The organism is Pseudomonas sp. 2,4-D (genome assembly GCF_030418155.1).
GTDB classification, from domain to species: Bacteria; Pseudomonadota; Gammaproteobacteria; order Pseudomonadales; family Pseudomonadaceae; genus Aquipseudomonas; species Aquipseudomonas alloputida.
The window spans coordinates 35,327-62,293 of record NZ_JAUHUI010000005.1 but is presented as its reverse complement, the minus strand read 5'-3'; the positions used below and the strand labels follow the sequence as shown (position 1 = coordinate 62,293).

General features: G+C 63.1%; 26 protein-coding genes. 10 read left to right on the top strand and 16 right to left on the bottom strand.

Features of this window, described 5'->3' with window-relative positions:
* Positions 1–69: 69 nt before the first annotated feature.
* A complete protein-coding gene (locus tag QYE47_RS06275) occupies positions 70–1,032 on the bottom strand; it encodes an XdhC family protein (RefSeq protein ID WP_070383639.1) in 963 nt (320 codons plus the stop codon).
* Positions 1,033–1,137: 105 nt separating this feature from the next.
* Between QYE47_RS06275 and QYE47_RS06270 the strand changes: the two genes are divergently transcribed.
* On the top strand, positions 1,138–1,776 hold the full coding sequence (locus QYE47_RS06270; RefSeq protein ID WP_070383640.1) for a TetR family transcriptional regulator: 639 nt from the start codon (positions 1,138–1,140) through the stop codon (positions 1,774–1,776).
* A 3-nt stretch (positions 1,777–1,779) separates the two neighbouring features.
* Here the strand turns inward: QYE47_RS06270 and QYE47_RS06265 are convergent, their stop codons facing one another.
* From QYE47_RS06265 to QYE47_RS06250, 4 genes are all read right to left on the bottom strand, one after another.
* A complete protein-coding gene (locus QYE47_RS06265) occupies positions 1,780–5,343 on the bottom strand; it encodes a molybdopterin cofactor-binding domain-containing protein (RefSeq protein ID WP_070383641.1) in 3,564 nt (1,187 codons plus the stop codon).
* Positions 5,340–5,813, bottom strand: coding sequence for a (2Fe-2S)-binding protein (locus QYE47_RS06260; RefSeq protein ID WP_070383642.1), 474 nt, complete (start codon positions 5,811–5,813; stop codon positions 5,340–5,342). Before QYE47_RS06260 ends, QYE47_RS06265 begins: the two co-directional genes overlap by 4 nt.
* A 571-nt stretch (positions 5,814–6,384) precedes the next feature.
* Positions 6,385–6,861 carry a MarR family winged helix-turn-helix transcriptional regulator gene (locus tag QYE47_RS06255; RefSeq protein ID WP_003251120.1) on the bottom strand — a complete coding sequence of 159 codons (477 nt, stop codon included), beginning with the start codon at positions 6,859–6,861 and terminating at the stop codon, positions 6,385–6,387.
* A gap of 70 nt (positions 6,862–6,931) precedes the next feature.
* Positions 6,932–7,984 carry a 2,5-dihydroxypyridine 5,6-dioxygenase gene (locus tag QYE47_RS06250; RefSeq protein ID WP_004577272.1) on the bottom strand — a complete coding sequence of 351 codons (1,053 nt, stop codon included), beginning with the start codon at positions 7,982–7,984 and terminating at the stop codon, positions 6,932–6,934.
* A 321-nt stretch (positions 7,985–8,305) separates the two neighbouring features.
* Here QYE47_RS06250 and nicC point away from each other — a divergent pair, with 321 nt between their 5' ends.
* From nicC to QYE47_RS06220, 6 genes are all read left to right on the top strand, one after another.
* On the top strand, positions 8,306–9,454 hold the full coding sequence (gene nicC / locus QYE47_RS06245) for a 6-hydroxynicotinate 3-monooxygenase (protein ID WP_014590414.1): 1,149 nt from the start codon (positions 8,306–8,308) through the stop codon (positions 9,452–9,454).
* Complete coding sequence (nicD, locus tag QYE47_RS06240; RefSeq protein WP_014590415.1) at positions 9,451–10,257, top strand: N-formylmaleamate deformylase; 807 nt, start codon at positions 9,451–9,453, stop codon at positions 10,255–10,257. The genes nicC and nicD overlap by 4 nt, the downstream gene beginning before the upstream one ends.
* A gap of 13 nt (positions 10,258–10,270) precedes the next feature.
* The gene (locus tag QYE47_RS06235) at positions 10,271–11,023 is read left to right on the top strand and encodes a maleate isomerase (protein WP_003251112.1); all 753 of its coding nucleotides are present in this window, start codon (positions 10,271–10,273) and stop codon (positions 11,021–11,023) included.
* A 15-nt stretch (positions 11,024–11,038) separates the two neighbouring features.
* Complete coding sequence (locus tag QYE47_RS06230) at positions 11,039–11,680, top strand: N-carbamoylsarcosine amidohydrolase (protein ID WP_070383643.1); 642 nt, start codon at positions 11,039–11,041, stop codon at positions 11,678–11,680.
* Between the two features lie 208 nt (positions 11,681–11,888).
* The gene (locus QYE47_RS06225; RefSeq protein WP_003251108.1) at positions 11,889–13,202 is read left to right on the top strand and encodes an MFS transporter; all 1,314 of its coding nucleotides are present in this window, start codon (positions 11,889–11,891) and stop codon (positions 13,200–13,202) included.
* A 137-nt stretch (positions 13,203–13,339) separates the two neighbouring features.
* The gene (locus tag QYE47_RS06220) at positions 13,340–14,632 is read left to right on the top strand and encodes an OprD family porin (protein WP_070383644.1); all 1,293 of its coding nucleotides are present in this window, start codon (positions 13,340–13,342) and stop codon (positions 14,630–14,632) included.
* Positions 14,633–14,803: 171 nt separating this feature from the next.
* Here QYE47_RS06220 and QYE47_RS06215 read toward each other — a convergent pair whose 3' ends face one another.
* Together QYE47_RS06215 and QYE47_RS06210 are read right to left on the bottom strand one after the other, a co-directional pair.
* Complete coding sequence (locus QYE47_RS06215; RefSeq protein WP_019438248.1) at positions 14,804–14,989, bottom strand: hypothetical protein; 186 nt, start codon at positions 14,987–14,989, stop codon at positions 14,804–14,806.
* A gap of 847 nt (positions 14,990–15,836) precedes the next feature.
* Positions 15,837–16,742, bottom strand: a complete 906-nt coding sequence (locus QYE47_RS06210; RefSeq protein ID WP_019438249.1) for a LysR family transcriptional regulator — start codon at positions 16,740–16,742, stop codon at positions 15,837–15,839.
* Positions 16,743–16,840: 98 nt separating this feature from the next.
* On the opposite strand from QYE47_RS06210, the gene QYE47_RS06205 reads away from it, so the two are divergent.
* Complete coding sequence (locus tag QYE47_RS06205) at positions 16,841–17,602, top strand: TSUP family transporter (protein WP_014590421.1); 762 nt, start codon at positions 16,841–16,843, stop codon at positions 17,600–17,602.
* Position 17,603: 1 nt separating this feature from the next.
* Here QYE47_RS06205 and QYE47_RS06200 read toward each other — a convergent pair whose 3' ends face one another.
* From QYE47_RS06200 to QYE47_RS06180, 5 genes are all read right to left on the bottom strand, one after another.
* A complete protein-coding gene (locus QYE47_RS06200) occupies positions 17,604–19,028 on the bottom strand; it encodes a GGDEF domain-containing protein (protein ID WP_014590422.1) in 1,425 nt (474 codons plus the stop codon).
* Positions 19,029–19,165: 137 nt separating this feature from the next.
* On the bottom strand, positions 19,166–20,995 hold the full coding sequence (locus QYE47_RS06195) for an SLC13 family permease (RefSeq protein ID WP_014590423.1): 1,830 nt from the start codon (positions 20,993–20,995) through the stop codon (positions 19,166–19,168).
* Positions 20,996–21,121: 126 nt separating this feature from the next.
* On the bottom strand, positions 21,122–21,514 hold the full coding sequence (locus tag QYE47_RS06190) for a glycine zipper domain-containing protein (RefSeq protein WP_003251091.1): 393 nt from the start codon (positions 21,512–21,514) through the stop codon (positions 21,122–21,124).
* Positions 21,515–21,587: 73 nt separating this feature from the next.
* Positions 21,588–21,773, bottom strand: a complete 186-nt coding sequence (locus tag QYE47_RS06185) for a hypothetical protein (RefSeq protein WP_019438252.1) — start codon at positions 21,771–21,773, stop codon at positions 21,588–21,590.
* Positions 21,774–22,018: 245 nt separating this feature from the next.
* Entirely contained in the window at positions 22,019–22,309 is a 291-nt protein-coding gene (locus QYE47_RS06180) for an RcnB family protein (RefSeq protein WP_014590424.1), read from the bottom strand.
* A 117-nt stretch (positions 22,310–22,426) separates the two neighbouring features.
* On the opposite strand from QYE47_RS06180, the gene QYE47_RS06175 reads away from it, so the two are divergent.
* Both QYE47_RS06175 and QYE47_RS06170 read left to right on the top strand, forming a co-directional pair.
* On the top strand, positions 22,427–22,777 hold the full coding sequence (locus tag QYE47_RS06175) for a hypothetical protein (RefSeq protein WP_012051882.1): 351 nt from the start codon (positions 22,427–22,429) through the stop codon (positions 22,775–22,777).
* Positions 22,778–22,946: 169 nt separating this feature from the next.
* The gene (locus tag QYE47_RS06170) at positions 22,947–23,768 is read left to right on the top strand and encodes a class I SAM-dependent methyltransferase (RefSeq protein WP_014590425.1); all 822 of its coding nucleotides are present in this window, start codon (positions 22,947–22,949) and stop codon (positions 23,766–23,768) included.
* Here QYE47_RS06170 and QYE47_RS06165 read toward each other — a convergent pair whose 3' ends face one another.
* The 4 genes from QYE47_RS06165 to QYE47_RS06150 all read right to left on the bottom strand — a co-directional run bounded on the left by QYE47_RS06165 (position 23,769) and on the right by QYE47_RS06150 (position 26,908).
* Positions 23,769–24,536, bottom strand: coding sequence for an SDR family oxidoreductase (locus QYE47_RS06165; RefSeq protein ID WP_003251082.1), 768 nt, complete (start codon positions 24,534–24,536; stop codon positions 23,769–23,771).
* A 36-nt stretch (positions 24,537–24,572) separates the two neighbouring features.
* The gene (locus QYE47_RS06160) at positions 24,573–25,640 is read right to left on the bottom strand and encodes a phosphotransferase family protein (protein ID WP_014590426.1); all 1,068 of its coding nucleotides are present in this window, start codon (positions 25,638–25,640) and stop codon (positions 24,573–24,575) included.
* A 183-nt stretch (positions 25,641–25,823) separates the two neighbouring features.
* Complete coding sequence (locus tag QYE47_RS06155; RefSeq protein WP_003251077.1) at positions 25,824–26,141, bottom strand: SCP2 sterol-binding domain-containing protein; 318 nt, start codon at positions 26,139–26,141, stop codon at positions 25,824–25,826.
* 56 nt (positions 26,142–26,197) lie between these two features.
* Positions 26,198–26,908 (bottom strand): histidine phosphatase family protein, encoded by a 711-nt coding sequence (locus QYE47_RS06150; protein ID WP_010954748.1) that lies wholly within the window; start codon positions 26,906–26,908, stop codon positions 26,198–26,200.
* Between the last annotated feature and the right edge of the window lie 59 nt (positions 26,909–26,967).

The following is a 26,967-nucleotide window of genomic DNA, read 5'->3' as shown; positions in this document are numbered from 1 at the left end:
AACTGAACCGTGCCCGGCAGTTGGCGGGGCAGGCGCAGGCTGCTTGATGGCTTGGGGCGGTGGCTAACCTCACAGCGCATCCCGCGCCTTGCCCCGATACACCCGCAGCACATCCGCCATCACCGCCAGCGCGATCTCCGCTGGCGCCTTGCTGCCCAGGTCCAGCCCAATAGGCATGTGCAGCCGTTCTATCTGCTTGTCGGTCAGCCCGCCAATCCGCTGCAGCCGCTCGGCGCGACGTGCTGACGTGGCCGCCGAACCCATGGCGCCTATATAGAACGCTGGGGTATTCACCGCCTCCATCAATGCCAGGTCATCGATTTTCGGATCATGCGTCAGCGCCACAATGGCGGTAGCCGCATGGCAACCACCCGCAGCAATGAACAGCGAAGGCAGCACCCGATGCATCTGTGCGCCCTCGATTACGACGTGCGCCATCTCCTCGCGCGGGTCGCAGGCGATGACCTCGCAGCCCAGCGTGTGAGCGATATCGGCACAGGCTTGAGCGACCGGCGACAGCCCGGCCAGCACCAACCGCAGGGCAGGGCCAATGCCGATGTAAATTGCGTCGTGGTGCATGCGCACGCCAGCACGGTTGTCGTCATGCACACTGAATTCACCCGCCGGCATACTGACTTTGCGCATGACCCGCTGCTGCCCCAACAGTGCCCCGTGCAACGCATGCAGGTGCTTCAGCCAAGCGCCATCCGCCTGCCGCCGCTCCACCAATACCACCAGCACACCACCGCAAGGTAAGCGCAAGCGCCGGCTCTGTTCCTGGCCGTCTCCGTAACGCACCACCTGTGCCGGTTGGCTGAACGCACCGTGTGCCAGGCTGGCAAGGAACTCCTCTTCCACGCAACCGCCGGATAATGACCCAACCCAATCCTGCGCGCTGCGGCAAGCCAGCATAGCCCCAGGCGAACGGGGTGCCGAGCCGTAGGTGGACAGCACCGTGCACAGCCACACCGTATCCCCGGCCCGGGCCCATTGCAGTGCCTTGTCGACCACCTGTAGGTCGAGATGCTGCATGTTCCGCTCCCTCGCGTCTATCGTGTCAGCCCAGTCGAAAAAGCCGCGCAATGGCTCAATGTCTGTGGCAGTGTTGGGTATCTGGCCAGCCCCACAGGGACCGACATGCAAACTCGCAAAACCGGTGTTCGCGCCCAGCAGGCCGACCGCACCCGGGACAATATTCTCAAGGCCGCAGTGAAGGTCTTCAGCAAGGAAGGCTTCACTGGCGGGCGCATCGAGCAGATCTCCACGCTGGCCAAGTCCAACGACCGGATGATCTATTACTACTTCGGCAGCAAGGAAAAGCTGTTCATCAGTGTGCTGGAGCACATCTATGCCAGCTTCAACCAGGCCGAAGCGAAGCTGCGCCTCGACCTCGCCGACCCTGAGCAGGCCCTGCGCGAACTGGTGGCGTTTATCTGGGACTATTATGTGCGCCACCCCGAATTCGTCACCATCCTCGCCACCGAAAACCTTCACCAGGGCTTGCACGCGCGCAAGTCGCAAAACCTCAGGGCGCTGTCCGGCGAGGCGGTCGGCGTGCTGCGGCCGATCATCGAGGCCGGACAGGCAGAGGGCCTGTTCCGCGACGATATCTGCATTACCCACGCCTACCTGATGATTGCCTCGCTCTGCTACTTCTATAACTCCAACCGCCATACGCTCAGCTCGTTCCTGGCCGTGGACCTGGCCGACAAGCAGGCCAAGGCCGATTGGCTGGCCTTCATCAGTGACCTTGCGCTGCGCGGCTTGCGCCGCTGAGCCTCAGTGGCTGCCAGGGTTGGCGCGTACCTGCGCAGCCTTGGACGCCAGCCCTTGCCAGGCCGGTTTGTCGGCGGCAAAACGATGGCGCAGGTAGGCCGCGAGGTCGGCTACCTGGCGGTCCGACAGGCTGTCCTTGAAACCGGGCATGTAGCCCAGGTCGCGGGTTGCCGGGGTCGGAATGCCGTGCAGCACAACGCGCAGCAGGTTGTCCGGCAGGTCACTATGGACGTTGCTGTTGACCGCCATCGACGGGCTGACGCCAAACAGCTTCGGCCCCAGCCCATCACTGTGACAGGCCAGGCATGCACCTTTGAATACCCGCTCGCCGTTGCTCAGCGACACGTGCGAGTCCACCTGAGGCGCGGCATTGGTGGCCAGTGTCTGCGGCTCGCCATCCATGGAGCTGAGGTAGTGGGCGATGGCGCGCACGTCGCTTGTTGGCAGGGTGGCAAGCTCACTGACCACCGGGCCCATGGGGCCGGCCGCCACGCCATGTTTTTCGGAGAAGCCAGTGCTGAGGTAGTTGAACAACTCGTCTTCGCTCCACGGCGTCGATGACTTGCCCAGGGCGTTCAAGGCCGGGGCCTCCCAGCCATCGACCATGCCGCCGGCAAGGTAGCTGCTACCGCCTTTTTCTGCGCCCAGCAGGTTGCGCGGCGAGTGGCAGGCCGTGCAGTGCCCCAGGCCGTCGACCAGGTAGGCACCGCGGTTCCACTGCGCATTGCGCTGCGGGTCGGGCTGGTATTCGCCGCGTTGCAGAAACAGCGCATTCCAACCGGCCATCAGCGGCCGCTGGTTGAACGGGAAGCGCATCTGGTTGGCGGGCGCTTCCTGGCGTACCGGGGTTTGCGACATCAGGTAGGCATACAGCGCTTGCATGTCGGCGTCGTTGATGTTGCGAAACGAGGTGTAGGGAAACGCCGGGTACAGGTGCCGGCCATCGCGGCTGATACCTTCGCGCATGGCCCGCTCGAAGGCCGCGAAGGACCAGCGGCCGATACCGGTTTCCGGGTCGGGGGTGATATTGGTGCTGTATAGCGTGCCGAAAGGCGTATCCATTGCCAGCCCCCCGGCATTGGCCTTGCCGCCACTGACCGTATGGCACACGGCGCAGTCGCCCGCCGCCGCCACCTGGCGCCCGCGCTCGAGCATGGCGGCGCTCCAGCTGCCGACAGCAGGTGGCGTTACCGGGGCGATTTCGGCGCGCCAGGGCAAGGCGGTGGCAAGCATGCCCAATGCGGCGCCGAACACCCCGGCCAGCGAACCGAACCACCACTTCGAACGCTTGGTTGACGGCTGCGCTGGCGCGGGCGCATCTGGCCCTTGGCCTTCGCCACCGAGCGCAGCGCGCACGCGTTCGGCAGTGATCGGCAGCTCGCGAAAACGAATGCCGGTGGCGTCGAAAATGGCATTGGCGATGGCCGCTGCGCTGGGTACCGAGGCTGACTCGCCACTGCCCATTGGCGGCTCGTGCTGGCGCGGCAGCATCATTACGTCGATAGCTGGCACCTCGGGGAAGGTCAGGATCGGATAGCCGCCCCATTCCTTGCTCGCCACCGTCGACTCTTCGAAGCTGACCTGCTCCTTGAGCGCCCGGCTGGTGGACTGGATGACGTTGCCGTGGATCTGGTGACGCACACCCTCGGGGTTGACCATCATCCCGGCATCGTGGCCGATCACCACCCGGGTGACGGCCACTTCGCCTGTGCGCCGGTCCACTGCGACATCAGCTACCCACGCTGCCCAGGCCGCGCCGAAGCCGGGGAATTTACTGTGGATATAGCGCGCATAGGCAAAACCCCGGCCGCGCAGCACATCACCTTCGGCCTGTGTCTGCATGGGCCGGGTATGCGGCTGCCATTGCGCGCGTTCAGCGGTGGCTTTGACCAGGTCGATGGCGCGCGGGTCGGACAGGTGCTTGAGGCGATATTCGACCGGGTCGACGCCAGCGGCGAAGGCCAGTTCATCAATGTACGACTCGTGGGCGAAGCTGTTGGGCATGGCCGACACCCCCCGCATCCATGAGGCACGCACCAGTGGCGTCATGTCATTGATAGTGACGCGTATGTGTTCGTAGTCGTAAGGCGGGATCGACGTTCGATCGCCCATCTCGAACAGCGCCGGCACCGGCTCCACGGCACCGGTCAGTAGCAGGGCCAGGGTGGGCGCGCCATTGGACGGGTAGCTGGTCTGGAAGTCATAGGCGGCCACGCTGCCATCGGCGTTCAGGCCGCCGTCGATTTCCATCAACTGCGCGGTGCCCTTGGGCTCCCACACGTGTTCCTGTTCGCGGGTCAGCTGCACCCGCACCGGGCGCTGCACCGCACGCGACAGCAGCACCGCGTCGGCGCACACGTCATCGGCGCAGTTGCGGCCATAACAGCCGGCTGCCTCCATGCGAATGATCTCGATGCGTGCTTCGTCGCACGCCAGCAGCCAGGCCAGGTCTGCGCGCAGCAGGTGCGGGTTCTGCGTACCTGACCACACGCGGATCTGCCCTGCGGTGAAGTCGGCCAGCGCACATGATGGGCCGATCGATGCGTGCAGCTGGTAAGGCCACAGGTAGCTGCGGCTCAGGCGCTGGCTGGCATTGGCGATGCCGGCGTCGACATCGCCCTGGTCCAGCACGGTGCGCTGCACGCGCGGGTTGTCGCGGATGGCCTGGGCGACATCGCTAAGGTCGGGCAGCTTGCCTGTAAAGGGCTTCCAGCTGACTTTCAGCTCATGGGCTGCACGGATGGCTTGCTCTTCGCGCTCTGCCACCACGCCGACGAAGTCGCAGATGACCACCACGGCGACCACGCCGGGTAGATGGGCGATGGAGGATTCATCCACCGCCAACAGGCTGTTGCCGACAAAGTCGCCGCTGTCATGGCCGGCGTAGGGCGGGCGGATGACCCGACCGTGAAGCATGTTGGGCAGGCGCATGTCGTGCACATAGGTCAGCTCGCCGGTGGCCTTGCCAGGGATGTCTACCCGAGGGGCGCTGCGCCCGACCAGGCGGTAGTCCTCGATGGCCTTGAGCGGGGCGTCGTCGGCAATGTGCAGCCGGTGGTTCTCGCCTTGCACCAGTTCGGCAAAACTCAGCGTGCTGCCGTTACTGGCGATAACCGTGCCGTCTTCAATGCGCAGCATTTCGGGCGGGCAGCCAAGGCGCAGGGCGGCCTGTTGCAACAGATAGCGTCGCGCTGTGGCTGCGGCCTTGCGCAGCGGTACCGCGGAAATCTGCAGGGTGGCGCTGGCAATGGTCGCGCCCTGGTTGGGGGCCCGCTCGGTGTCGCCCAGCACCATGTGCACCTGGTCCATGCGCAGGTCCAGCTCTTCGGCGACGATTTGCGCCAGCGAGGTACGGATGCCAGTGCCCAGGTCGACATGACCATTGAAGGCGTAGACCATGCCGTCGTCGCTGACCGCGATGAACAACGCCAGCTCACGTTCCTTGACTGCAGGTGTCACGCCCTTGGCCACAGGGCCTGAGGGTGGGGTGATCTGGTCGACGATCAGCAATACGCCGGTCTTGGCCAGCAGTTGGTCGCGGCTGGGCACCTGTTGTGAGTGGTTCATTGCTTTCTCCGGGTCTCGGCAGCGCGGCGCACGGCGCGCAGGATTTCGACGTGGGTGCCGCAGCGGCACAGGTTGCCGGACAGTTCATTGCGAATCTGTTCGTCGCTGGGGGCGGTAATGCGATCGAGCAGGGCCTTGGCAGTCATGATCATGCCGTTCATGCAGTAACCACACTGGGCCGCCTGCTCGTCGATGAACGCCTGTTGTACGGGGTGCGGCGCGGCCTTGCTGCCCAGCCCTTCGAGGGTGGTGATATCGCGGCCAGCGGCGCCGGCCAAGGGGATGACGCAGGAGCGGGCGGCCACGCCGTCGATGATCACCGTACACGCCCCACACTCGCCCAGGCCGCAGCCGTACTTGGGGCCGTTCAGGCACAGGTCGTTGCGCAGGATCAGCAGCAGCGGGGTGTCAGGCATGGCGCTGACTTCGACGGGCTGGCCGTTGACCTGCAGGGAGATGGTTATTTGCATTGTTGGCTCATCTCTGGAGGTTGCTTGCGCTACCAAAGGACTCAAATGACGCGAGCGTTTAGGTAAGTACTCACTACATGAAATGAGTGAGCAAGAAGCAGGCCAGAGATGAATTTGCAGAGAGCTGTGGTGGGGGGCAGGGAGGAAGATTGTCGGCGTCTGAGAAATCGAGCGCCGCCCGCGCGGCGCATCGCGCTGTGCCGAACCCCCGATGCGTGTGTAGGAGCGGGTTTACCCGCGAATACGGTGGCGGCGGCAACGGTGAACGGCGGGTGGAGATTGGCCAGCAGGCCCGGCCCATTCGCGGGTGAACCCGCTCCTACGGCGGCCTGTGTTCAACCCCCGATGCGTGTGTAGGAGCGGGTTTACCCGCGAATACGGTGGTGGCGGCAACGGTGATCGGCAGGTGGAGATTGGCTAGCAGGACCGGCCCATTCGCGGGTGAACCCGCTCCTACGACGGCCTGTGTCCAACCACCGATGCGTGTCCAATGTGAGCGAGCTTGCTCGCGATGTGCTTGATCTCTCAGGCCGCGTATCTGTGACGGCCACCGCGGCAGTCACAACAATTTTCAGCCCGCGTTCTCGTCGCTGTCGATCATCTTGCGCAGCAGGTACAAAATGGCTACGCGCTCCCCGGCATTCAGGCTGCCCATGCTCAATTCGCTGATCTGCCGGGCGCAGGGGATCATTGCATCGAGCAAGGCCGCGCCGCTTTCGGTGAGTTCGACGATGACCTTGCGCCGGTCGCCCGGGTCTGGCGAAAGCTGCACCAGCTCGCGCGCCTTCAGGCGCTCGACGATGCCGCGGATGGTTGCCTGGTCCACCGCGGTGGCCTTGATCAGTTCGGCCTGGGAGCTGGGGCCGTGGTCGCGCAGGGCGCACAGGGTGACGAACTGGATCGAGGTAAGCTGCGGGTCGCAGGCCTGCTGCTGGAAGATCGCCGTGTGCCGCTGGTAGGCCTTGCGCAGCAAGTGCCCGACCTGTTCGGTAACGTCGTAGGGGGTGTTGTCGAGCGGGGCGCTGCTGGGGGTGGTTTTTTTCGACATAGGATGGCTTGGGCTGGGTGGAAAGAGGCTGGCCGGCCGCCAATAGCGGAGCGCCCGGCCAGTATAACCCCTATCGCGCTCGCGACTCCTCTGGTGCAACCACGTCGCCGGCCAGCACTACCGCCTTGTCATCCAGGTAGATATCGCAGTTGCGCAGCGGGATGTCCAGGTGGCACGGAGTCTTGCGCTTGCCGCCGACCTCGGTGTTGGGGCCAGTGGAGAACAGGAAGTTGCCGTAGAACGCACGGGCATCCATGCACATGCCGTCGTTGCGGTCGTGCAGGCCCATGGCCGTCCATTGCGCGCGCGGCTGCAGGCCCCAGCCTATGTGCGAGATGCCGTATACCTCGGGGTCGTTGAAGTACTTCATGTAGTCACGCAGGTACTCGGCCTCGAAGCCGCCATGTATGCCGGTGATGAAGCCTTTTTCGATTTCCAGGGTGATGCGCTCGCGGCAATAGTTCTTGAATGGCAGGATGATGTCGCCCACGTCCAGCACCAGCGTGCCCTCGGCGCTGTCCTCGTTCGGCCAGGTGAACAGAAAGCCGCTGGGCCAGTGGTCCCAGCGCCCCGGTTCGTCGGCATAGCCGTACTCAGTCACGGCCGGGTACTGGCCGAGCGGGGCATGGAAGTCGCTACCGGCCTTGGACCGCACATGCAGGCTGCGCGCCTGTTTCAAAAGGGTTTCGGCAGCCAGCACCCGGCGTTTGTCGTCTTCGGTCGGCAGCATGCGCGCCAGCACCTCGGGTGGCTCTACGGCCAGCAGGATGCGCGTGCCGGTCTTGAGAATCTGCTCCTGCTCGGGCGAGTGCAGCAGCATCATGGTGTCGACGACCAGGTCGGCCGCTTCCAGCGCCCGCTGCGCCGCCAGGTTGCCGGTCAGCGCGGTGTCGCCGCAGTAGGCCGTCATGTCGTTGCCCATGGCGGTCGGGTGGTTGAACGCCGGCAGCTCTACCGCATACACCTTGGCCTTCAAACGCTGGGCGGCCTCCATGGCGGCGTTGACCGTGCGCGGGTCGGAGTAGTGGCTCTTGAGCACGGCCACGCTCTGCGTTTCGTCCACGCGAGACAGCTTCAGTACGTGCTCGAACATCTGGGTCAGTTGTGCATTGCTCACCGGCATCGGGGTTCTCCTGGGTGGCGTTGACAGGGGCGCACCATGGCAGTGCCTGGTGCTTCATCTCGGTGCAAAATAATAGTGTGTACACCCTACTTATGCAGATGAAAACGCATCCTGCCAGCGAGCGCAAGTTATCTGTTCAAGCGTTACCTATCCACACATAGTCCAGTATTTACGGTAACAGTCAGCCGGTTTTCGTTTCGTTCAGCTGTTTGAAAAATATTTTAAGCTGGCTCTTTTCAAAAGTCATTTGTAGCGTATACGCTCTAAATAGTCAGGCGGTTGAACCGCTGGCCCCCTATCAGAACAAGAGGAGACATACCCATGCGGGGTAGGCAGAAAATCGCAATCGTCGGTGCAGGTCTGGGTGGGGCAGCCGCCGCCACGTTGCTGCAACAGGCCGGGTTCGATGTCGAGGTATTCGAACAGGCTCCGGCGTTCACCCGCCTGGGCGCGGGCATTCATATCGGCCCTAACGTGATGAAAATCTTCCGCCGCATGGGGCTGGAGCAGAAGCTGGAGCTGATGGGCTCGCACCCGGACTTCTGGTTCAGCCGCGACGGCAATACCGGTGATTACCTGTCGCGCATTCCGCTGGGCGAGTTTGCCCGCCGCGAATACGGCGCCGCGTACATCACCATCCACCGTGGCGACCTGCACGCCCTGCAGATCGAGGCCATCCAGCCGGGCACCGTGCACTTCGGCAAGCGTCTGGAAAAGATCGTCGACGAAGGTGACCAGGTGCGCCTGGACTTCGCCGACGGCACCCACACCGTGGCCGACATCGTCATTGGGGCCGACGGCATCCATTCGAAGATCCGTGAAGAGTTGCTGGGGGCTGAAGCGCCGATCTACAGCGGCTGGGTCGCGCACCGTGCACTGATTCGCGGGGTGAACCTGGCACAGCATGCCGATGTGTTCGAGCCCTGCGTCAAATGGTGGTCCGAAGACCGCCACATGATGGTCTACTACACCACCGGCAAGCGCGACGAGTATTACTTCGTCACCGGCGTGCCACATGAGGCCTGGGACTTCCAGGGTGCGTTCGTCGACAGCAGCCAGGAAGAAATGCGCGCAGCCTTCGAAGGCTACCACCCCACCGTACAGAAGCTGATCGACGCTACCGAATCGATTACCAAGTGGCCGCTGCGCAACCGCAACCCGTTGCCGTTGTGGAGCCGTGGTCGCCTGGTGCTGCTGGGCGACGCCTGCCACCCGATGAAGCCACATATGGCCCAGGGCGCGTGCATGGCCATCGAGGACGCGGCCATGCTGACCCGCTGCCTGCAGGAGACCGGGGTGTCGGACCACCGCACGGCGTTCGCCCTGTACGAGGCCAACCGTAAAGAGCGGGCATCGCAGGTGCAATCGGTATCCAACGCCAACACCTGGCTCTACACCCAGGAAGACCCAGCTTGGGTTTACGGCTACGACCTCTATGAGCAGCAGCTTAATAGCGGGGAGGCGGCATGAGCACCTTCGTCGCTGGTGGTAACGTCAGCGCCAATGGCATCCGGCAGCATTACCTGCACTATGGCGGCAAGGGCCATGCGCTGATCCTGGTGCCAGGCATCACCAGCCCAGCGATCACCTGGGGCTTTGTCGCCGAGCGCCTTGGGCAGTATTTCGACACCTATGTGCTGGATGTGCGCGGGCGCGGCTTGTCTTCAAGCGGCCCCGAACTGGACTACGGCACCGACGCTTGTGCTGCGGATATTCCCGCCTTTGCCGCCGCGCTGGGCCTGGATGGCTACCATCTTGTCGGGCACTCGATGGGGGCGCGTTTTGCCATCCGCGCTGCCGCCCAAGGGGCGCCGGGGCTGCAGCGGCTGGTGCTGGTCGACCCACCGGTGTCCGGGCCGGGCCGCCGCGCCTACCCGAGCAAGTTGCCGTGGTACGTCGATTCGATCCGCCAAGCCACGATTGGCATGAGCGGCGATGACATGCGCGCCTTCTGCGCCACCTGGAGCGACGAGCAACTGGCCCTGCGTGCCGAGTGGCTGCACACCTGCTACGAGCCGGCGATCGTGCGGGCCTTCGATGATTTCCACGGGGTCGATATCCACCAGTACCTGCCCGCGGTGCGCCAGCCGGCATTGCTGATGGTGGCCGGGCGGGGTGGGGTGATCGAGCCCCGTGACATTGCTGAAATGCGCGAGCTCAAGCCGGATATCCAGGTTGCGTACGTTGACAACGCCGGCCACATGATTCCCTGGGATGACCTGGACGGTTTCTTCGCCGCCTTTGGCGACTTCCTCGACCACCCCCTCGTCTGACGGAGCACGAGACATGACCCAGCTATACCGCATCGGCCAGATCGTGCCGAGTTCGAACACCACCATGGAAACCGAAATTCCGGCGATGCTCAACGCACGCCAGGCGATCCGCCCCGAGCGGTTCACCTTCCATTCCAGCCGCATGCGCATGAAGCAGGTGAAGAAGGAAGAGCTGGCCGCGATGGACGCCGAGTCCGACCGCTGCGCAGTGGAGCTGTCCGACGCCAAGGTCGATGTGCTGGGCTATGCCTGCCTTGTAGCGATCATGGCCATGGGGCTGGGCTATCACCGTCAATCTGAAAAACGCCTGCAGCAGGCCACCGCCGACAATGATGCACTGGCGCCGGTGATCACCAGCGCCGGGGCGCTGGTCGAGGCCTTGCATGTGATGAAGGCCAAGCGCATTGCCATCGTTGCGCCTTACATGAAGCCGCTGACCGAGCTGGTGGTGAACTACATCCGCGAGGAAGGCTTCGAGGTGCAGGACTGGCGCGCGCTGGAAATCCCCGACAACCTCGCCGTGGCCCGTCACGACCCGGCCAACCTGCCAGGCATCGTCGCCGGCATGGACCTTGAGGGTGTCGATGTGGTGGTGCTGTCGGCGTGCGTGCAGATGCAATCGCTGCCGGCAGTGGCCAAGGTCGAGGCGCAAACCGGCAAGCCTGTGGTCACCGCTGCCATCGCCACCACCTACGCCATGCTCAAGGCGTTGGACCTGGAGCCGATCGTACCGGGCGCCGGTGCCTTGCTGTCGGGCGCCTACTGAAATCGGGAGACGGACATGAGCGACGCACAAAGCGCCCGTGACAACTACCAGGGTGTGTGGGGCCAGCGCATCGGCTTTGGCCGCAAGCCGGCCCTACTGATGATCGACTTCATGCAGGGCTACACCACCCCGGGCGCACCGCTGTACGCCCCAGGCGTGGTTGCGGCGGTCGAGCAGGCCGCCGGCCTGCTGGCGCTGGCCCGCGACTGCGGTACCTTGGTGGTGCATACCAACATCCGCTACCAGCCGCCGCATTTTGCTGACGGCGGCGTGTGGGTGCGCAAGGCGCCGGTGATGAAGGACATGGTCGAAGATAACCCGCTGGCAGCCTTTTGCGAGGCCGTTGCGCCACAGGCAGGGGAGGTGGTGCTAAGCAAGCAGTACGCCAGCGCCTTCTTCGCCACCAGCCTGGCCCCGCTGCTGCATGCACAAGGGGTGGATACCGTGGTGCTGGCTGGCTGCTCGACCAGCGGCTGCATCCGCGCCAGTGCGGTGGATGCCATGCAGCACGGGTTTCGAACCATCGTGGTGCGCGAGTGTGTCGGTGACCGCCACAGCGACCCGCACGAAGCCAACCTGTTCGACATCGACAGCAAGTACGGCGATGTCGTCACCCGGCAGGATGCCATGCAGCAACTCAGGCAGTTGGCCGGCTGAACGCCGGGCAGCGCCTACCCAATAACAATCAAGGACCGGTGCGGGAAGCCCGTCCATGACCGCCTGCTGTCCGGGTGGTCGCCCCGCAGGAGCACTCGGGGTCTTCAGGCGCTGTCCAGGCCCGCCGCGTAGAATGCGCGGCGTGCCCGGCGCGTCGAAAACTGCTGGCCTTAAAACAACCACAAAGTCGCCCGCCAGGAGACAGGAAATGCCAATTGCGAATGCAACCACGGTCCACAGTGACATCGACCATGGCACGAAAGCGTTGTACAGCAAGATCACCTGGAGGCTCATCCCCTTCTTGTGTTTCTGCTACCTCGCAGCTTATCTGGACCGCATCAATGTCGGCTTCGCCAAGCTGCAGATGCTCGAAGACCTGCAGTTCAGCACAGCGGCCTATGGCCTGGGTGCCGGGCTGTTCTTCGTCGGCTACATCATCTTCGAAGTGCCGAGCAACCTGATCCTGCAGCGCGTTGGCGCCAAGCTGTGGATCGCCCGCATCATGATCACCTGGGGCCTGCTGTCGGCCTGCACCATGTTCGTCACCAGCACCACCCAGTTCTATATCCTGCGTTTCCTGCTGGGTGCGGCCGAAGCCGGCTTCCTGCCAGGCGTGCTGTACTACCTGACCATGTGGTACCCCACTTATCGCCGCGGGCGCATCATTGCCCTGTTCATGATCGGGCTGCCGTTGTCGAGCGTGATTGGCGGGCCGATTTCTGGCTGGATCATGGGGCATTTCGACCAGGTTCAAGGTTTGCATGGGTGGCAGTGGCTTTTCCTGCTGGAGGCGATCCCCAGCGTTTTACTCGGCATCCTCACGTTCTGGGCACTGCCTAACCATTTCCAGCAGGCCAAGTGGCTGTCGGCTGACGACAAGGCACAACTGGCGGCAGACCTGGCCGCCGACGATGCCGAGGGCAAGGACAGCAAACACAGCTTCCGCGATGGCTTCTTCAACCTTAAGGTGTGGATGCTCGGTGGTATCGACTTTTCGATCCTGCTCAGCGCCTATGCGATGGGCTTCTGGATGCCGACCTTCATCCGCGATGCGGGCGTCAGCGACACCTTCCATATCGGCCTGCTCACGGCCATTCCAAGCCTGGCCGCGCTGGCCGGCATGCTCATGATCGGTGCCAGCTCCGACCGCCACCGCGAGCGCCGCTGGCACATCATCGTGCCATTCATCATTGGTGCAATCGCCATGGCCAGCAGCACCTTGTTCAGCCAGAACCTGGTGATGACCGTGGTGCTGTTCGCCATTGCCTCGGCGGCGATCATCGGCGCGGTGCCGGTGTTCTTCAGCCTGCCGGCGACCTTCCTCAAAGGCACTGCAGCCGCCACCGGCTTTGCCCTGGCCTGTTCGGTCGCCAACATCGCCGGCCTGGTGAGCAACTCACTGATGGGCGTGGTCACCGACCTCACCGGCACCTCGCACGCTGCGCTGTGGGTGTTTGCCGGCTGCCTGATCCTCAGCTGCTTCCTGGTCATCGCCTTGCCGGCCAAGCTGGTCAACCGCTAGCGGCCCAGCGCTTCGCGCAACGGCAGGGTGGGCGGGCCGTGGCCCGCCTGCCGACCTCTCTCGATGCAACCCGCACGCCGGTGGCCATGCAGTGCCGCCGCGCCGGGTTGCTGTTGCCCAAATCCAGGAGTAGCCCTATGCAAGGTTTCACTGCGCCGCGTTTTTCTTCGTCTGCACGCCTGGCCGGCGGTTGTATTGCCGCCGCCTTGTGTGCAGAGGCCACGGCAGAAGAGGCTGGTTTCATCGAAGGTGCCCGCGCCACGCTGCAGGCGCGCAATTACTTCTTCAGCCGCGACTATGCCGATATCAAGGGCGCCAGCACCCAGTCGCGCACCCAGGAATGGGCGCAAGGGTTTATCCTCAATGCCAGCTCCGGTTATACCCAGGGCACCGTTGGCGTGGGTGTGGATGTTACTGGCCTGCTGGGTTTCAAGCTCGACAGCAGCCCGGAACATGCCCGGTCCGGATTGCTGCCCAGCCTGGACAGCGGCAAGTCGGCGGACGAATACAGCCGCCTGGGTGCGGCGATCAAGTTCAAGGTGTCGCAAACCGAGCTGAAGGTGGGCGAGTTGATGCCTAACCTGCCGGTGCTGCTGTTCAGCGATTTGCGCCTGCTGCCGCCGACTTACCAGGGCGCGATGCTGGAGTCGCGCGAGTTCGCCGGGCTGACCCTGAACGCCGGCCAGTTCCGCTCCACCAGCCTGCGCGACTCGTCCAACAGCCAGAAGATGTACGCGCTGGTCAACGACCCGATCAACCCCGCGCGGCTGGCGCATTTTACCAGCGACCGGTTCAACTACGTGGGTGCCGACTATGCCTTCAACGACAACCGAACCAGCGTCGGCGTCTGGCAGGCGCAGCTGGAGGATATCTACCAGCAGCGCTTCTACAGCTTCAAGCATGCCGAGCCGCTGGGGAGCTGGACGCTGGGGGTCAATGCCGGCTACTTCGATGCCCGCGAGGACGGAAGCAAGGCGGCTGGCGACTACGATAACCATGCGCTGTTCAGCCTGTTCTCGGCCAAGACCGGCGGGCATACATTTTATGTGGGCTATCAGCAGATCGGCGGCGATGACGGCTTTATCCAGGTAGGCGCCAATACCAACCCGATGGGTAATACGCTGCCGACCTATGAGTTCTCGGCGCCGGGTGAACGCTCGTGGCAGGTGCGCCATGATTACAATTTTGTCGCCTTGGGGCTTCCGGGGCTGACGTCGACCCTGCGTTATGTAAAGGGGCGGGACGTGGAAACAGGGCTGGGCTTTGAAGGGCGTGACCGCGAGCGTGACCTGGACCTGGCCTACGTGGTGCAAAGCGGGCCTTTGGCCGGGCTTGGGATACGGGTTCGCAACGTGATGGCGCGCTCCAACTACCGGACAGATATAGATGAGAACCGCTTGATTCTGAGTTACACGATCAAGGTGTTCTGAGGGGATAGGTGACCCGGCGCCAGCTCGGCTTCCGAAGCAACCTTATGCTGCGAAGAAGCAATAGCTGCCTGAGGCAGTCGTTTGCCTTACCGCGCTCTTCGCAGCGCAAGGCTGCTCGTGCAAGGGTATGGGTAGACCTGAGCTGTGGAGCATGACAATGGCTCTTGCAGGTCACTGCAAGGTGTCGGGCTTCAGGCTATCCGGCAGTTGCCGAAGGGCCTCCTCAAGCCGCGCGATCGGCCCAGTGAGTTGATCCGCATCCTTGTCCTTGCCTTCACCTCTCAGGCGCTCACGTTCAACGCGCAGGTTAAGCAGATTTTTCTGCAGCTTCAGTGCAGAGGTTTTGAACGAGTCCATGCTTTTCTCACGCTGTAGGCTTCCGTACCGTTGTAGGAAAAATGGACCGTAGCAGCTCGAATTTGCCGGAGAAACTGATGTTTCATACAGGCAATACTCATTGCCGCGTCCTTTCCTACAGGATGCGGTAAATAATCCTACAAGTCGTGTTGCAGATCGTGTCCTCCCAGGCAAGCTCAATCTACCGTATTGGCTGGGTTCAGGCGCTTTCGAGGGGCCGCGCACTGAACGCAGGTACTGCGCAAACCTGGAGGCGTGTTAGAAACTTCATGTATCAATTGCCGCCCCGCGAGCGACACGTGCTCAGCGTCAACCACTGCGGCTGAATCCAGCCCAGCGGCATCTGCTCATCACATCTGATCCGCTTTTTTTCCATAAACCTGAATCTGTAACCGTATCAGCCCAAGCTCGACAATATGCCCATTCCCGCATCACAACTGTAGAGGTTCCAATGGGCAAGCTGGCGCTGTTCCTGGGTGGTTTTCTGCTGCTGACCATTCTGATTGGTATTCTTGGCACCATTCCGCCAAGCTGAGTTCAACCGCGTTTTCCCCTGCGCGGCCCGTCCACTTCAAGCGACGGGCCCAATCTATTGGCCAATGGCCGGTCATCTCTTTCATCGCACTGCTGGGTCAGCATCAGGTGCAAGTCATTCTCAGGGCAGGCGTGGATCGAGCGGGTCAGGTTGGCCAATTCGCCTTTCTGCTTGTGCGATAAGTCGTTCTTTACGCTGGGAAATCTGTCCACAAAAAACGTGGGTAGGTCTGTGGATAAAGTGCTGCAAGCCAGACCCGCGGCGGGCTCTGTTAAATTGAGCAGAATTTGAACAGTCGTTTCATGGCTTGTTTCAGTGCAGCGGGCCGGCTCGGCGCAGGGCGGCCAGCAAGTCACGCACCCGCGTCGGCAACTCGCCGGCAGGGTATACAGCATGCATCTGCGGGTCCTGGCCGCTACTGGACGTCAAGCGGTACTGCGGGCACACCCGCACCAGGCGGCCGGCCTTGACCTGTGCTTCGCCGACCCAGGCGGCAAGGCGGGCGATGCCGGCGCCGGCCAGGGTGCTGTGGTACACCGCGCCTCCTGAGCCCAGGCGGAGTCTGGGCCTGGGGCGCAGGCTGGTGATCTGGTCATCGTGGCAGAAGTGCCAGGCCTTGAGGATGCGTGGCGCGGTATGCAGGATCAAGGTGTGTCCATCCAGGTCTTCCGGATGTTGCGGTGTGCCAGCCAGGGCCAGATATGCCGGGCTGGCATACAGGTGGCGCTGGTAGGGCCAAAGCGGGTAGCCGATCAGCTCGCTCGATTGGGGGAAGGCGCCGCGCACCACGAAGTCGAATTTACCTTGCAGCGGGTCAAGGGCTTCGTCGCTGTACTGCACGTCCAGGGTCACCTGAGGGTGGCGGCGGGAAAACTCGGCGAGCACTTGCGGTAGCACATGCTCTCCCAGCAGTTGCGGCGCGGCAAAGCGAATCCAGCCTTGGGCGCTGCCGCTGAGCGCGGCCAGTTCGTCGGCAGCATCGCGTTGCACATCCAGCAAGCGTTCGGCATGCGGCAGCAAGCGCTCGCCGGCCTCGGTCAGGGTGACGGCGTTGGCGTTGCGGTTGAGCAGTTTGCTTCCCGCATTGTCTTCCAGGGTTTGTACCGCGCGTGTAACTGCGCTGGGTGAACGCCCCAGGGCGCGGGCGGCAGCAACGAAGCTGCGCTTGTGCGCCACGCTGACGAACGCCTGGATTTCCCGCAGCATGTCCAGTGCCATGGCCTGCTCCTCGTTGCAGTTATCGCAATATGGCATTTCAACACAAGTGTGCCACTTTGATTAGCCTTGCAGGCGTCTTCACTGCCTGGAACCGCGTCATGATGGATATTGCTGTGCTTTCTGTGTTCGCCTTCGCCGCTGGGTTGATCGACGCTGCGGTGGGTGGCGGCGGGCTGATCCAGATCCCGGCCTTGTTCAACGTATTGCCCTCCGCGCAACCGGCCGCATTGCTCGGCAGCAATAAACTGGCGTCCGTGTGCGGCACGGCCTTCGCGGCCCGCTCGTTCATCCGTAAAGTGACGCTGGATTGGGGGTTGATCGTACCGGCGGCACTCAGTGCCTTTGTCATGTCGTTCGCAGGGGCCGCCACGGTGTCACTGGTACCCCCCAGCGTGATGCGCCCGGCAGTGCTGGTGCTGATCGTGCTGATGGCGGTCTACACCTTCTGCAAGAAGGACTTCGGCACCTTGCACACACCTGCGCGGGTCGGCCGCAAGGAGCAGTGCCTGGCAGTGCTGATCGGCGGCGCTATCGGCTTCTACGATGGCCTGTTCGGCCCGGGTACCGGTAGCTTCCTGATCTTCCTGTTCATCCGCTTCTTTGCCCTGGACTTCCTGCACGCCTCGGCTTCGGCCAAGGTGGTGAACATTGCCACCAACCTTGCGGCGCTGGTGTTCTTCGTGCCGACGGGCAACGTGCTGTACGCTATAGCCTTGCCCATGGCGGTGTGTAACATTCTCGGCGCGCTGACCGGTACCTGGCTGGCGGTACGCAAGGGTGCCGGTTTTGTCCGCGGACTGTTCCTGGTGCTGTTGTGTGTGCTGATCGCCAAGCTGTCGTGGGACTTGCTGGTTGGCTAGTTCAGATGACCAGGCGCTGTACTTCGGCCTGTTCAACGCGGTTGCGGCCCCGGGCCTTGGCCCGGTACAGCGCCTGGTCGGCACTCGCCAGCAGTTCGTCCAGGCTGGGGGCCGGCATGTCTGCGTCGCAGCCTGCCACACCGATACTCACGGTAATCTGCAGGCGCTGATCGGCCTGTACCACGTGAAGGTCTTGGATGGCGCGGCGCAGGCGTTCGGCGGTGAAGTTGGCCCGCTCTGGCGCAAGTCCGGGCAGGATGACAACGAATTCTTCGCCACCCAGGCGTGCGATCAGTTCATCGTTGTGCAGTTGGTCCTGCAGGGTGCTGGCGAATTGGCGCAGCACCTGGTCACCGACGGCATGGCCGTGGGCATCGTTGATCGACTTGAAGTGGTCGATGTCCAGCATCATCAGGGTCAGCGGCAGCGCCTGGGCGTGCTGCTGGCGGCTCTCCAGCAACGCGTTGGCGCGGCGTGTGAAGGCGCTGCGGGTGAGCACACCGGTGAGATGATCGACGGTGGCCTGGTGCGCCAGGCGGGCCATGAGGCTACGGTTGGCCTGGCTGACGCAGGCCACCACCAGCGGCCCGAGCACCAGCATGGCGATGCCCAGGCGCGCCGACATCAGCGTGGTAACCCCAGGCTCGCTCTGCGGCACGCTGAAGTGCATGAGGTTTTGCGCCACGGCCACGATCAGCGTACTGCCGGCCGTAAGCGTCAGCAATGAAACCAGGAACGGTGAGTAGGTCCAGGCACACCACAGTAACGCGGCAATCGGGAAGGCAATGGCCCCAGGGCCACCAAAGGCGATGCTGAATGCCAGCGAGGCCATCAGCACCAGCAACGGCGCCAGGCGGATGGATTGCGCGCCGCCGCGCATCAAGGCCCGCACCGAGGGCGCTGTAAGCAGCACCGGCAGCACCAGCACCCCGGTCGAGAACTGTTCGCTGAACCAGGCCAGCCAGGTGGCGCGCAACGACTGTTCGAACCAGGGGGCGGCCATTGCCGCTGCCATGCTGGCCGCCACCATGGCAGCGACGGCGCAGGCGGCGAACACGCTGAGTACGCCGTGCGGGCTGCGCATTCGCCGGTGCATGCGTGGCAAGCGGGACAGCAGCTGCCAGAGGGTGACCACCACGCCAAGATTGCACAGGTTGAACCACAGAGCCGGTACCCAGGCGCTGCCACACAGCAGGTCGGCCCCGACCATGGCCAGCCACACCAGGCTGAAGCCCGTAAAAGTGGCTTGACGGGGGTAGCGCAGCAGTACGCCGGCCAGTACCGCATTGACTGGCCAGAACAGCGACAGCGATTCGATCGGGCGTGCCAGGATGCCGCCCAGGGTAAGGGCGAAGGTTACGCCAAGTACAACGACATAAGGCAACACGCGCGATTGGGCTGGAAAAACCATGAACTCGACCGGCAAGCGGAAACGAAATCCAGGACAACGCGATAGAGCACCTGGGGCAATTACCTGCAGTGTGTTGGCTCAGGGTGGCTGATGTCAATCTGCCGCGATTGGTTGCGATAATGTCAAATTGCCTCTATTTCTGGCCACTTTCCTCACAGCCCGAAGAACCACGGCACCATCACGACGGTAACCAGCATCACCAGCACGGTGAACGGCACGCCAATCTTGACGAAGTCAGCAAAACGGTATTGCCCGGGCCCAAGCACCAGCGTGTTGACCGGTGATGACACCGGCGTCATGAATGCCGCCGACGCGGCCAGTGCGACGGTCATGGCGAACGGGTAGGGCGACATGCCCAGCTGCGCCGCAGTGCTGACCGCCACCGGCGCCATCAGAACGGCGGTGGCGGTGTTGGAAATGAACAGCCCGATCACTGCGGTGACGGCGAACAGGCAGGCAAGAATGGCGCTGGGGCCGGCACCACCCAGCACGTTCACCAGCCCACCCACCGCCAGGTCGATGCCGCCGGTTTTCTGCAGCGCCTGGGCGAAGGGCAGCATGCCCACGATCAGCACCAGGCTTTGCCAGTGGATGGCACGGTAGGCACTGTTCATGTCGATGCAACGGCCTGCGCCCATCAGCAAGCAGCCGATCAACGCTGCTATGACATTGGGTACGGCGCCGCTGACCATTAGCCCGACCATTACCGCCAGGCTAAGCAACGCTTGCGGCGCGCGAGTGCGGGCTGGTGCGACCAGGTCGATCTCGGCGGGCAAGCTCAGGACCAGGAAATCTTTGGGCTTGCTTTGCAATTGGCGTACTGCCTTCCACGGGCCGACCACCAGCAGCGTGTCGCCAAGGCGCAGCTTTTCTTCCACCAGTTGCTCTTCGATAGCGGCCTGATCGCGGCGCAGGCCAACCACGTTAAGGCCATAGCGGGTGCGAAACGCCAGTTCGAGGATACTCTTGCCGATCAACTGCGAGCCGGGTGGCAGCGAGACCTCAGCCATTCCCAAATCCTGGGATTGATCGATGAAGTAGGCGGCCTTGAAGTGCAGCGGCTCCAGGTGCATGGTTTGGCACAGGCTGCGCAGGTCGTCATGCTTGGCGAACAGGTCGAGCAGCAGCACGTCGCCCTGATGCAGCACGGTGCCCGAGTCGGCCGCGATCACGCGCGTGGTGAACTTGTGTTGGCGCTCGATACCGATCACGTTGGCGCCGTGTCTGGTGCGCAGTTGCAGCTCGCCAAGGTTGTGGCCGATCAGCGGCGACTGAGGGCGGATGCGCAGGCGTCGTTCACGGCCGTTGAGCTTGTAGTCCAGTACCAGGTCCAGCAAGGTGCGGCGGCTTTCCACCCGGCCGTCCTTGCGCACTTCACCGTTGAGCCAGTGCCGGGTCAGCAGCATGTAGCCAATGCCCAGCACCAGTACCACCAGGCCGAACGGGGTAAAGCTGAAGAAGCTGAACCCCGCTTCGCCATGGCGGACCAGTTCGCTGTGCACCACCACGTTGGGCGGTGTGGCGACCAGGCTGAGCATGCCACTGATGAGGCCGGCAAAAGCCAGTGGCATCATCAGGCGGCTGGGTGAGAGCTGAAGGCGCGCAGCGATGCTCAGCACCACCGGGATAAAAATGGCCACCACGCCGGTGGAGCTCATTATCGATCCCAGCCCGGCCACCGCCACCATCAGCAGTACCAGCAGGCGCGCTTCGCTATTGCCGGCCCGCTCGCTCATCCATTCGCCGATGCGATATGCAATGCCGGTGCGCACCAAGCCTTCGCCAATCACGAACAGGGCGGCGATCAGCACCACGTTGGGGTCGCTGAACCCGGCCAGGGCCTGTTCCACGGTCAGGATGCCGAGTAGTGGCAGGGCGAGAATCACCAGCAGCGCGACCACGTCCATGCGTGGGCGGTTGATGACGAACAGGATGATCACGATGGCCAGCAGGCCGAGGACCCAGAGCAACTCTTGGTTCATGGATAGGGGGTGTTCCTTCACACGGGGGCACGATAGACAGTAGCAGTCAGTGTGCCAGCTTGTAGTGAAGGGGGTGTTGATGTGCTGCAACAAAAAGGGCCGCTATGCGGCCCTCCGGTCACGGGGTCAGTGACGGTGGCGGTGGTGCTTCTTGCTGCCGCGGTTGTCGTCGCCCAGATGGTTGCCGAGGGCACCACCGGCCGCGCCGCCCAGGCCGGCACCCACGGTCGAACCGGTCTTGCCGCCTACTGCGCCGCCCAGCAGCGAGCCGCCGGCTGAGCCCAGGCCACCGCCAATGGCGGCTTCGGTACGGTTGCCTTTGCGCGCACCGACAGCGCTGCCGGCTGCGCCGCCAACGCCGGCACCGATGGCTGCGCCGGTCTTGCCGCCGAGCTGTTGACCAACAACGTTGCCCAGGACACCCCCCAGGCCACCGCCAATGGCGGCAGTACCGTCACCGGCGAAAGCGCCCTGGCATAGCAGCAGGCCGAGGGCAAGGGAAGGCAGAGTCAGACGCATGATACGAACCTCAAAGGAATCATCAGGATAAGTTGCCGCGCAACGGGCGGCAGGTCAGGGCTGAAAGGACGCTTCAGCGGTAGTAGCGGTCACCGCGGTATTGCCGATCGTCATCGCCGTCGCGGTCATGGCGGTGGTGGTGGCGATGGTCACGGTCGCGGTCACGCCAGCCGTCGTCATCATGGTAGCGATGGCTATGGCAACCTGCGGTCAGCAGAACAACAGCAACCAGGGAAAGGCTTGCAAGACGCGTGAGCACGATATAGGTCCTTGATCCGCATAGGTTTACGGGGCACCTTTTAAGACTGGGACCGATCGATTTGGTTTCCCGGGCGGGCAAAAAAAATTGTGCGTTCCAGCGATCAGCGCCAATGCGCCCGCCTGCAACAACGGGCTGTGGCGCTGACCGGCATCGACCAGCCCTGGCGTCTCGACGCGTTCCAAGCGCACTTGGCCGGCGGCGAGGTGCTGTGCAATGGGTCGCCTTGGCCAGGGCGTGTCGAATCAGGATGCCGGTTGAATCGCCAGCACCACGCCATTGGTGATTTGCACCAGCACATAATGCCTGCCCATGCGCACCCAGTGGCTTTCCTTTTCCGGTTCGGGCAGGCCCTTGGCTTTCCAGTCCTGGATGGCCTGGTCATCGCGTTTGTACTGGTCCGGGGCCTTGTCGCCGACGTTCAGTTCACGGTTGTGGGTTTCGGGGGCGGTGATGCTTTCTTCGCTTGATGGGGCGGCGCTGACGCTCAGGGGCAGGCAAGGCAGGGCGGCGAGTAGCAGATAGTGCAGTTTCATGATGCGTTCCTCGTGATGGCATGTTTTATCTGCGACAGCGGCAAGTGCGCGGCAATTCACTCGGGATGCCTGCCAGTGCTAGAGTCGCCTTCTTTTTCGCGACCCCGAGGATGGAACATGCGTGCGATTCTGCCGTTGGCTGCGGTGCTGATGCTGGCCGGTTGTGCTTCTGCGACCATGGAAACGGCGCGTGGCGGCAAGCCGACTGCGCAGCTTGACTCGCACAAGGCGCCAGAGCTGGTCGCCCAGTGCATCCAGTTCAGCTGGCAGGAAGAGAAGGTGTTCGGTGATGACGCCAGCGGCTACCTGGAACCACGCAAGCAGGGCGGGTTCACCGTGTTTACCCGTGAGGCCGAAGCGTTCGTGGACGTTTACCCGCAGTCGGGCGGGACGCGTGTGGATTACTACGCGAAGCAGAACGACGGCGTGGCCCTGCAACGCCGAGCGGCTGCTGCAACCTGCCTGTAACGGCTGGCGCTATCGCCGCTCCTGTAAGGGCCCGTACATTCAGGGTATTGAGCAAGGCAGTTGTTGCCGCAGCAGAGGCGCGCGGGCTTTACAATTTTTATCAAGGCAGTTGTGTCGCAGGGCGCGCGGTGACGACTAGCATAAGGTGCTTCCACGCAAGGACGACACCATGGACCGTTCACTGCAACTCAACCGCATCAGCTGGGATGAGCGTGCCCCGTTGCACGCCGCTTCGAAGGACTACGAGGTCGAACGCCTGGTCCAGCAACACGGGCACTTGTCCGAAACCGTACGCTTCGACCTGCCATTGCTCGGTGACATCGACGGGCTTGATACGGTCCACTTGCAGTGCCACATCGGCACCGACACCCTGTCGCTGGCGCGCCTTGGCGCCAAGGTTTGCGGCCTGGATTATTCCAAGGCTTCGCTGGCCGAGGCACGGGCATTGGCCGAGCGTTGCGCGCTGCCCATCCGGTATGTCGAGTCTGACGTCTATGCCGCCGACAAGGTACTGCCGGCGGGTACTTTCGACCTGGTCTACACGGGTATTGGCGCGCTGTGCTGGCTGCCCCGCATCGAGCCGTGGGCGCACACCGTCGCGGCACTGCTGAAACCGGGCGGGCGGCTGTTCCTGCGCGACGGGCACCCGATGCTGATGGCTGTCAACGAAGATCATCAGGACCGCCTGCAGCTCGAATATCCGTATTTCGAACACGAAGCGCCGACGGTGTGGCACACCGACCAGACCTACGTCGAAACCGATCAAAGCCTGACCCACACCGAAACCCATGAATGGAACCACGGCCTGGGTGAAGTGATCACTGCCTTGCTGGCCCACGGCCTGCAGCTGACAGCGCTGGTCGAGCACCAGAGCATCCCCTGGGAGGCGCTGCCGGGGCAGATGGTCAAGGGCGAAGATGGCGAATATCGCCTGCGCGAGCAGCCTGCACGCCTGCCCCTGAGTTACACCTTGGTCGCCGTCAAAGCCTGATCAGGACAGGAAGCCACCGTCGACATTGAGCGTGGTGCCGGTGGTGTAGCTGGAGGCATCGCTGGCCAGGTACAGCACCGCGCCCGCCATTTCCTTGGGGTCGGCCACGCGTTTTAGGGGGATCTGCTGCAAGGCGGCATTGAGGATGGCTTCGTTCTTCACCAGTGCCGAAGCGAACTTGGTGTCGGTCAACCCCGGCAGTAGCGCGTTGCAGCGAATACCGAAGGGTGCACACTCTTTGGCGAACACCTTGGTCATGTTGATGACCGCTGCCTTGGTCACCGAGTAGATGCCTTGGAACAGCCCGGGTGAAACACCGTTGATCGACGCCACGTTGATGATGCTGCCGCCGCCGTTCTCGCGCATCAGCTTGCCAGCCTCCACCGACATGAAGAAGTAACCACGGATGTTCACGTCCACGGTCTTCTGGAACGCCCCTGGGTCGGTGTCCAGCACATTGCAGAATTGCGGGTTGGTGGCAGCATTGTTGACCAGCACGTCCAGTCGCCCGAACTGTTCGCGAATGCCGGCGAACACCTGCTGAATCTGTTCCAGCTCACCAATGTGGCAGGCCACAGCCGTGGCCTTGCCGCCGGCGGCAATGATGGCGTCGGCCACCTGCTGGCACCCGTCAAGCTTGCGGCTGGAAACGATCACATGGGCCCCTTGCTGCGCGAGCAAGTGGGCGATGGCCTCGCCGATGCCTCGGCTGGCGCCGGAAACAAAGGCAATCTTGCCGTCGAGGTCGAACAGGTGGGTCTTGGACATGCTGTTTTCCTTGTTATCCGTCGTCGTGGGCTGTGCTCAGAGGCTGGACTTGGAAATGACCTGCAAGGTCATTTGTTCCAGCAAGCGGTTCATGTGAATGAACTGGGCGAAACGCTTGTCCTGGGTCTGGCCATGGTAGTAGCGGTAGTAGATCTGCTGAACGATGCCTGCCAGGCGGAACAGGCCATAGCAATAGTAGTAATCGAAGTTGTCCAGGCGGATGCCGGCGCGCTCGGCGTAGTAATCGACGAACTGGCGACGGCTGAGCATGCCTGGCGCGTTGCTTGGCTGGCGGCGCATCAACTGCACTGGCGCCGGGTCGCCGGCTTCGATCCAGTAGGCCAGGCAGTTGCCCAGGTCCATGAGTGGGTCACCCAGGGTGGCCATTTCCCAGTCCAGCACACCGATGATGCGCATGGGGTTGTCCGCGTCCAGGATGACGTTGTCGAACCGGTAGTCGTTGTGCACGATGCCTGGGCGCGGGTGGTCGGCGGGCATTTTTTCGTGCAACCAGGCGGTTACCGTTTCCCAGCGTGGCGCATCCGGTGTCAGGGCTTTTTCATAACGGCTGGTCCAGCCCTCGACCTGGCGCTGCACGTAGCCCTCCGGCTTGCCCAGGTCGGCCAGGCCGCAGGCGGTGTAGTCCACCTGGTGCAGCTCGACCAGGCGGTCGATGAAGCTTTTGCACAGGGCTTCGGTCCGGCTGGCGTCCAGGTTCAGTTCGGTCGGGATGTCCGAGCGCAGGATGATGCCCTTGACCCGTTCCATCACATAGAACTCGCCGCCGATCAGGCCGGTGTCGGTGCAGTGTGCGTAGGCCTTGGGGCAGTAGGGGAAGCCGCTGTTCAGCTGGTTGAGGATGCGAAACTCGCGGCCCATGTCGTGTGCCGACTTGGCCTTTTGCCCGAAGGGTGGTCGGCGCAGCACGAAGTCGCGGCCCGGGTAGCTGACCAGGTAGGTGAGGTTGGAGGCGCCGCCAGGAAACTGGCTAATGCTCGGCAGGCCGTGCAGGCCGGGGATATTGGCTTTGAAGTAAGGGTCGATGACGGCCGCGTCGAGTTCTTCGCCGGGGCGTACCTGGGTGGACTGGTCGGTGAGCGTCATGCGTCTTCCTTATTCTCGATAGCAAGTACTATTGGGTAATTTAATGGTCCGCCAGGGTTGGAACAATCGTCCCATGTGCCAAATAGGTGAGGGTGTTGCTGGTGGATCACTGCACCGAATGCAGGGCAAAAAAAACCGAAGCCGTCAGGCTTCGGTTTTTCGATCATCCGGTATTCCCAGCCCTCAGGACGGGAACAGCTCGCTGAGTTTCATCGACAGCATCATGTCGCCCTCAACCCGCAGCTTGCCGCCCATGAAGGCCTGCATGCCGTCGGTTTCGCCGCTGACGATACCCTTCAGGGTTTCGGCGTCCATCACCAGGGTGCAGTTGGCATCCGGGTTTTCGCCTTCCTGCAGGTCGCAGGTGCCGTCCTTGACGATCAGCGCGTAGTGCTTGTCTTCGTCGGTGATGTTGAAGCCGAACACCAGGTCCAGGCCGGCGGCAGCGGATGGGTTGAATTTCTCTTGCATCTTTTTGACGGCATCAGCTACGGAGGTCATGGCGCATTCCTTATAGAGTGATTTACACGTCCCCGCAGGGACACAACAAGCCGGGCTTATCGGTAGGTGACAAGCTCCGGCGCCCTCAACAGCTGCACATGGGCCTGGCTGTTGAAGGAGGCTAGTGCCACGTCGCGGCCGCGAAACTTCAGCTGGCTGAGCGACGTGTTGATGATCTGCCAGTTCAGCGCGAACGCCTGGCTGGGGGTAATACCGGTAACCAGGTGGAGCAGGGCGGCAATGGTGCCACCCGAGGTGAAGATAGCAACATGATCGCCGCTGCCGGCGCTGTCCAGCACGCGTTGCAAGCCCCCTTGTACGCGTGACGTAAACGAATGCCAGGTTTCCAGGCCATTATCGGCATGCTCGCCATCGTGCCAGCGCTGCACCATCAACGCGAACAGGCGCTGAAACTCGCTGCGGTGCTGCGCAGCATTGCGCAGCACATGCAGGGCATCGGGCTCTTCCGGCAGCAGGTCGGGCAACAGGGCGCGGATCACACCGTCGGCATCGAACTCATTGAATGCGGCGTCGGTCTCAACCGCCGGCACCGGGCAGCCGTTGGCGTGCAGCGCCTGCAGCGCCAGCCGTGCGGTATCCTGCTGGCGGCGCAGGTCGCCAGCCACGCAGCGGTCCAGCCGCACGCCCAACTGGGCCAGGTGCTCACCCAGGGCCTGGCTCTGGCGTACCCCCACGGGCGAGAGGACGTCGTAGTCATCGGCACCGAAGGAGGCTTGGCCATGTCGAATCAGGTAGAGATTGCCCACGAAAGGTTCCGGCCTGTTGGAGGTTGCTGCGAGGTTAGGATGCGGCTCACGGGCTGTCA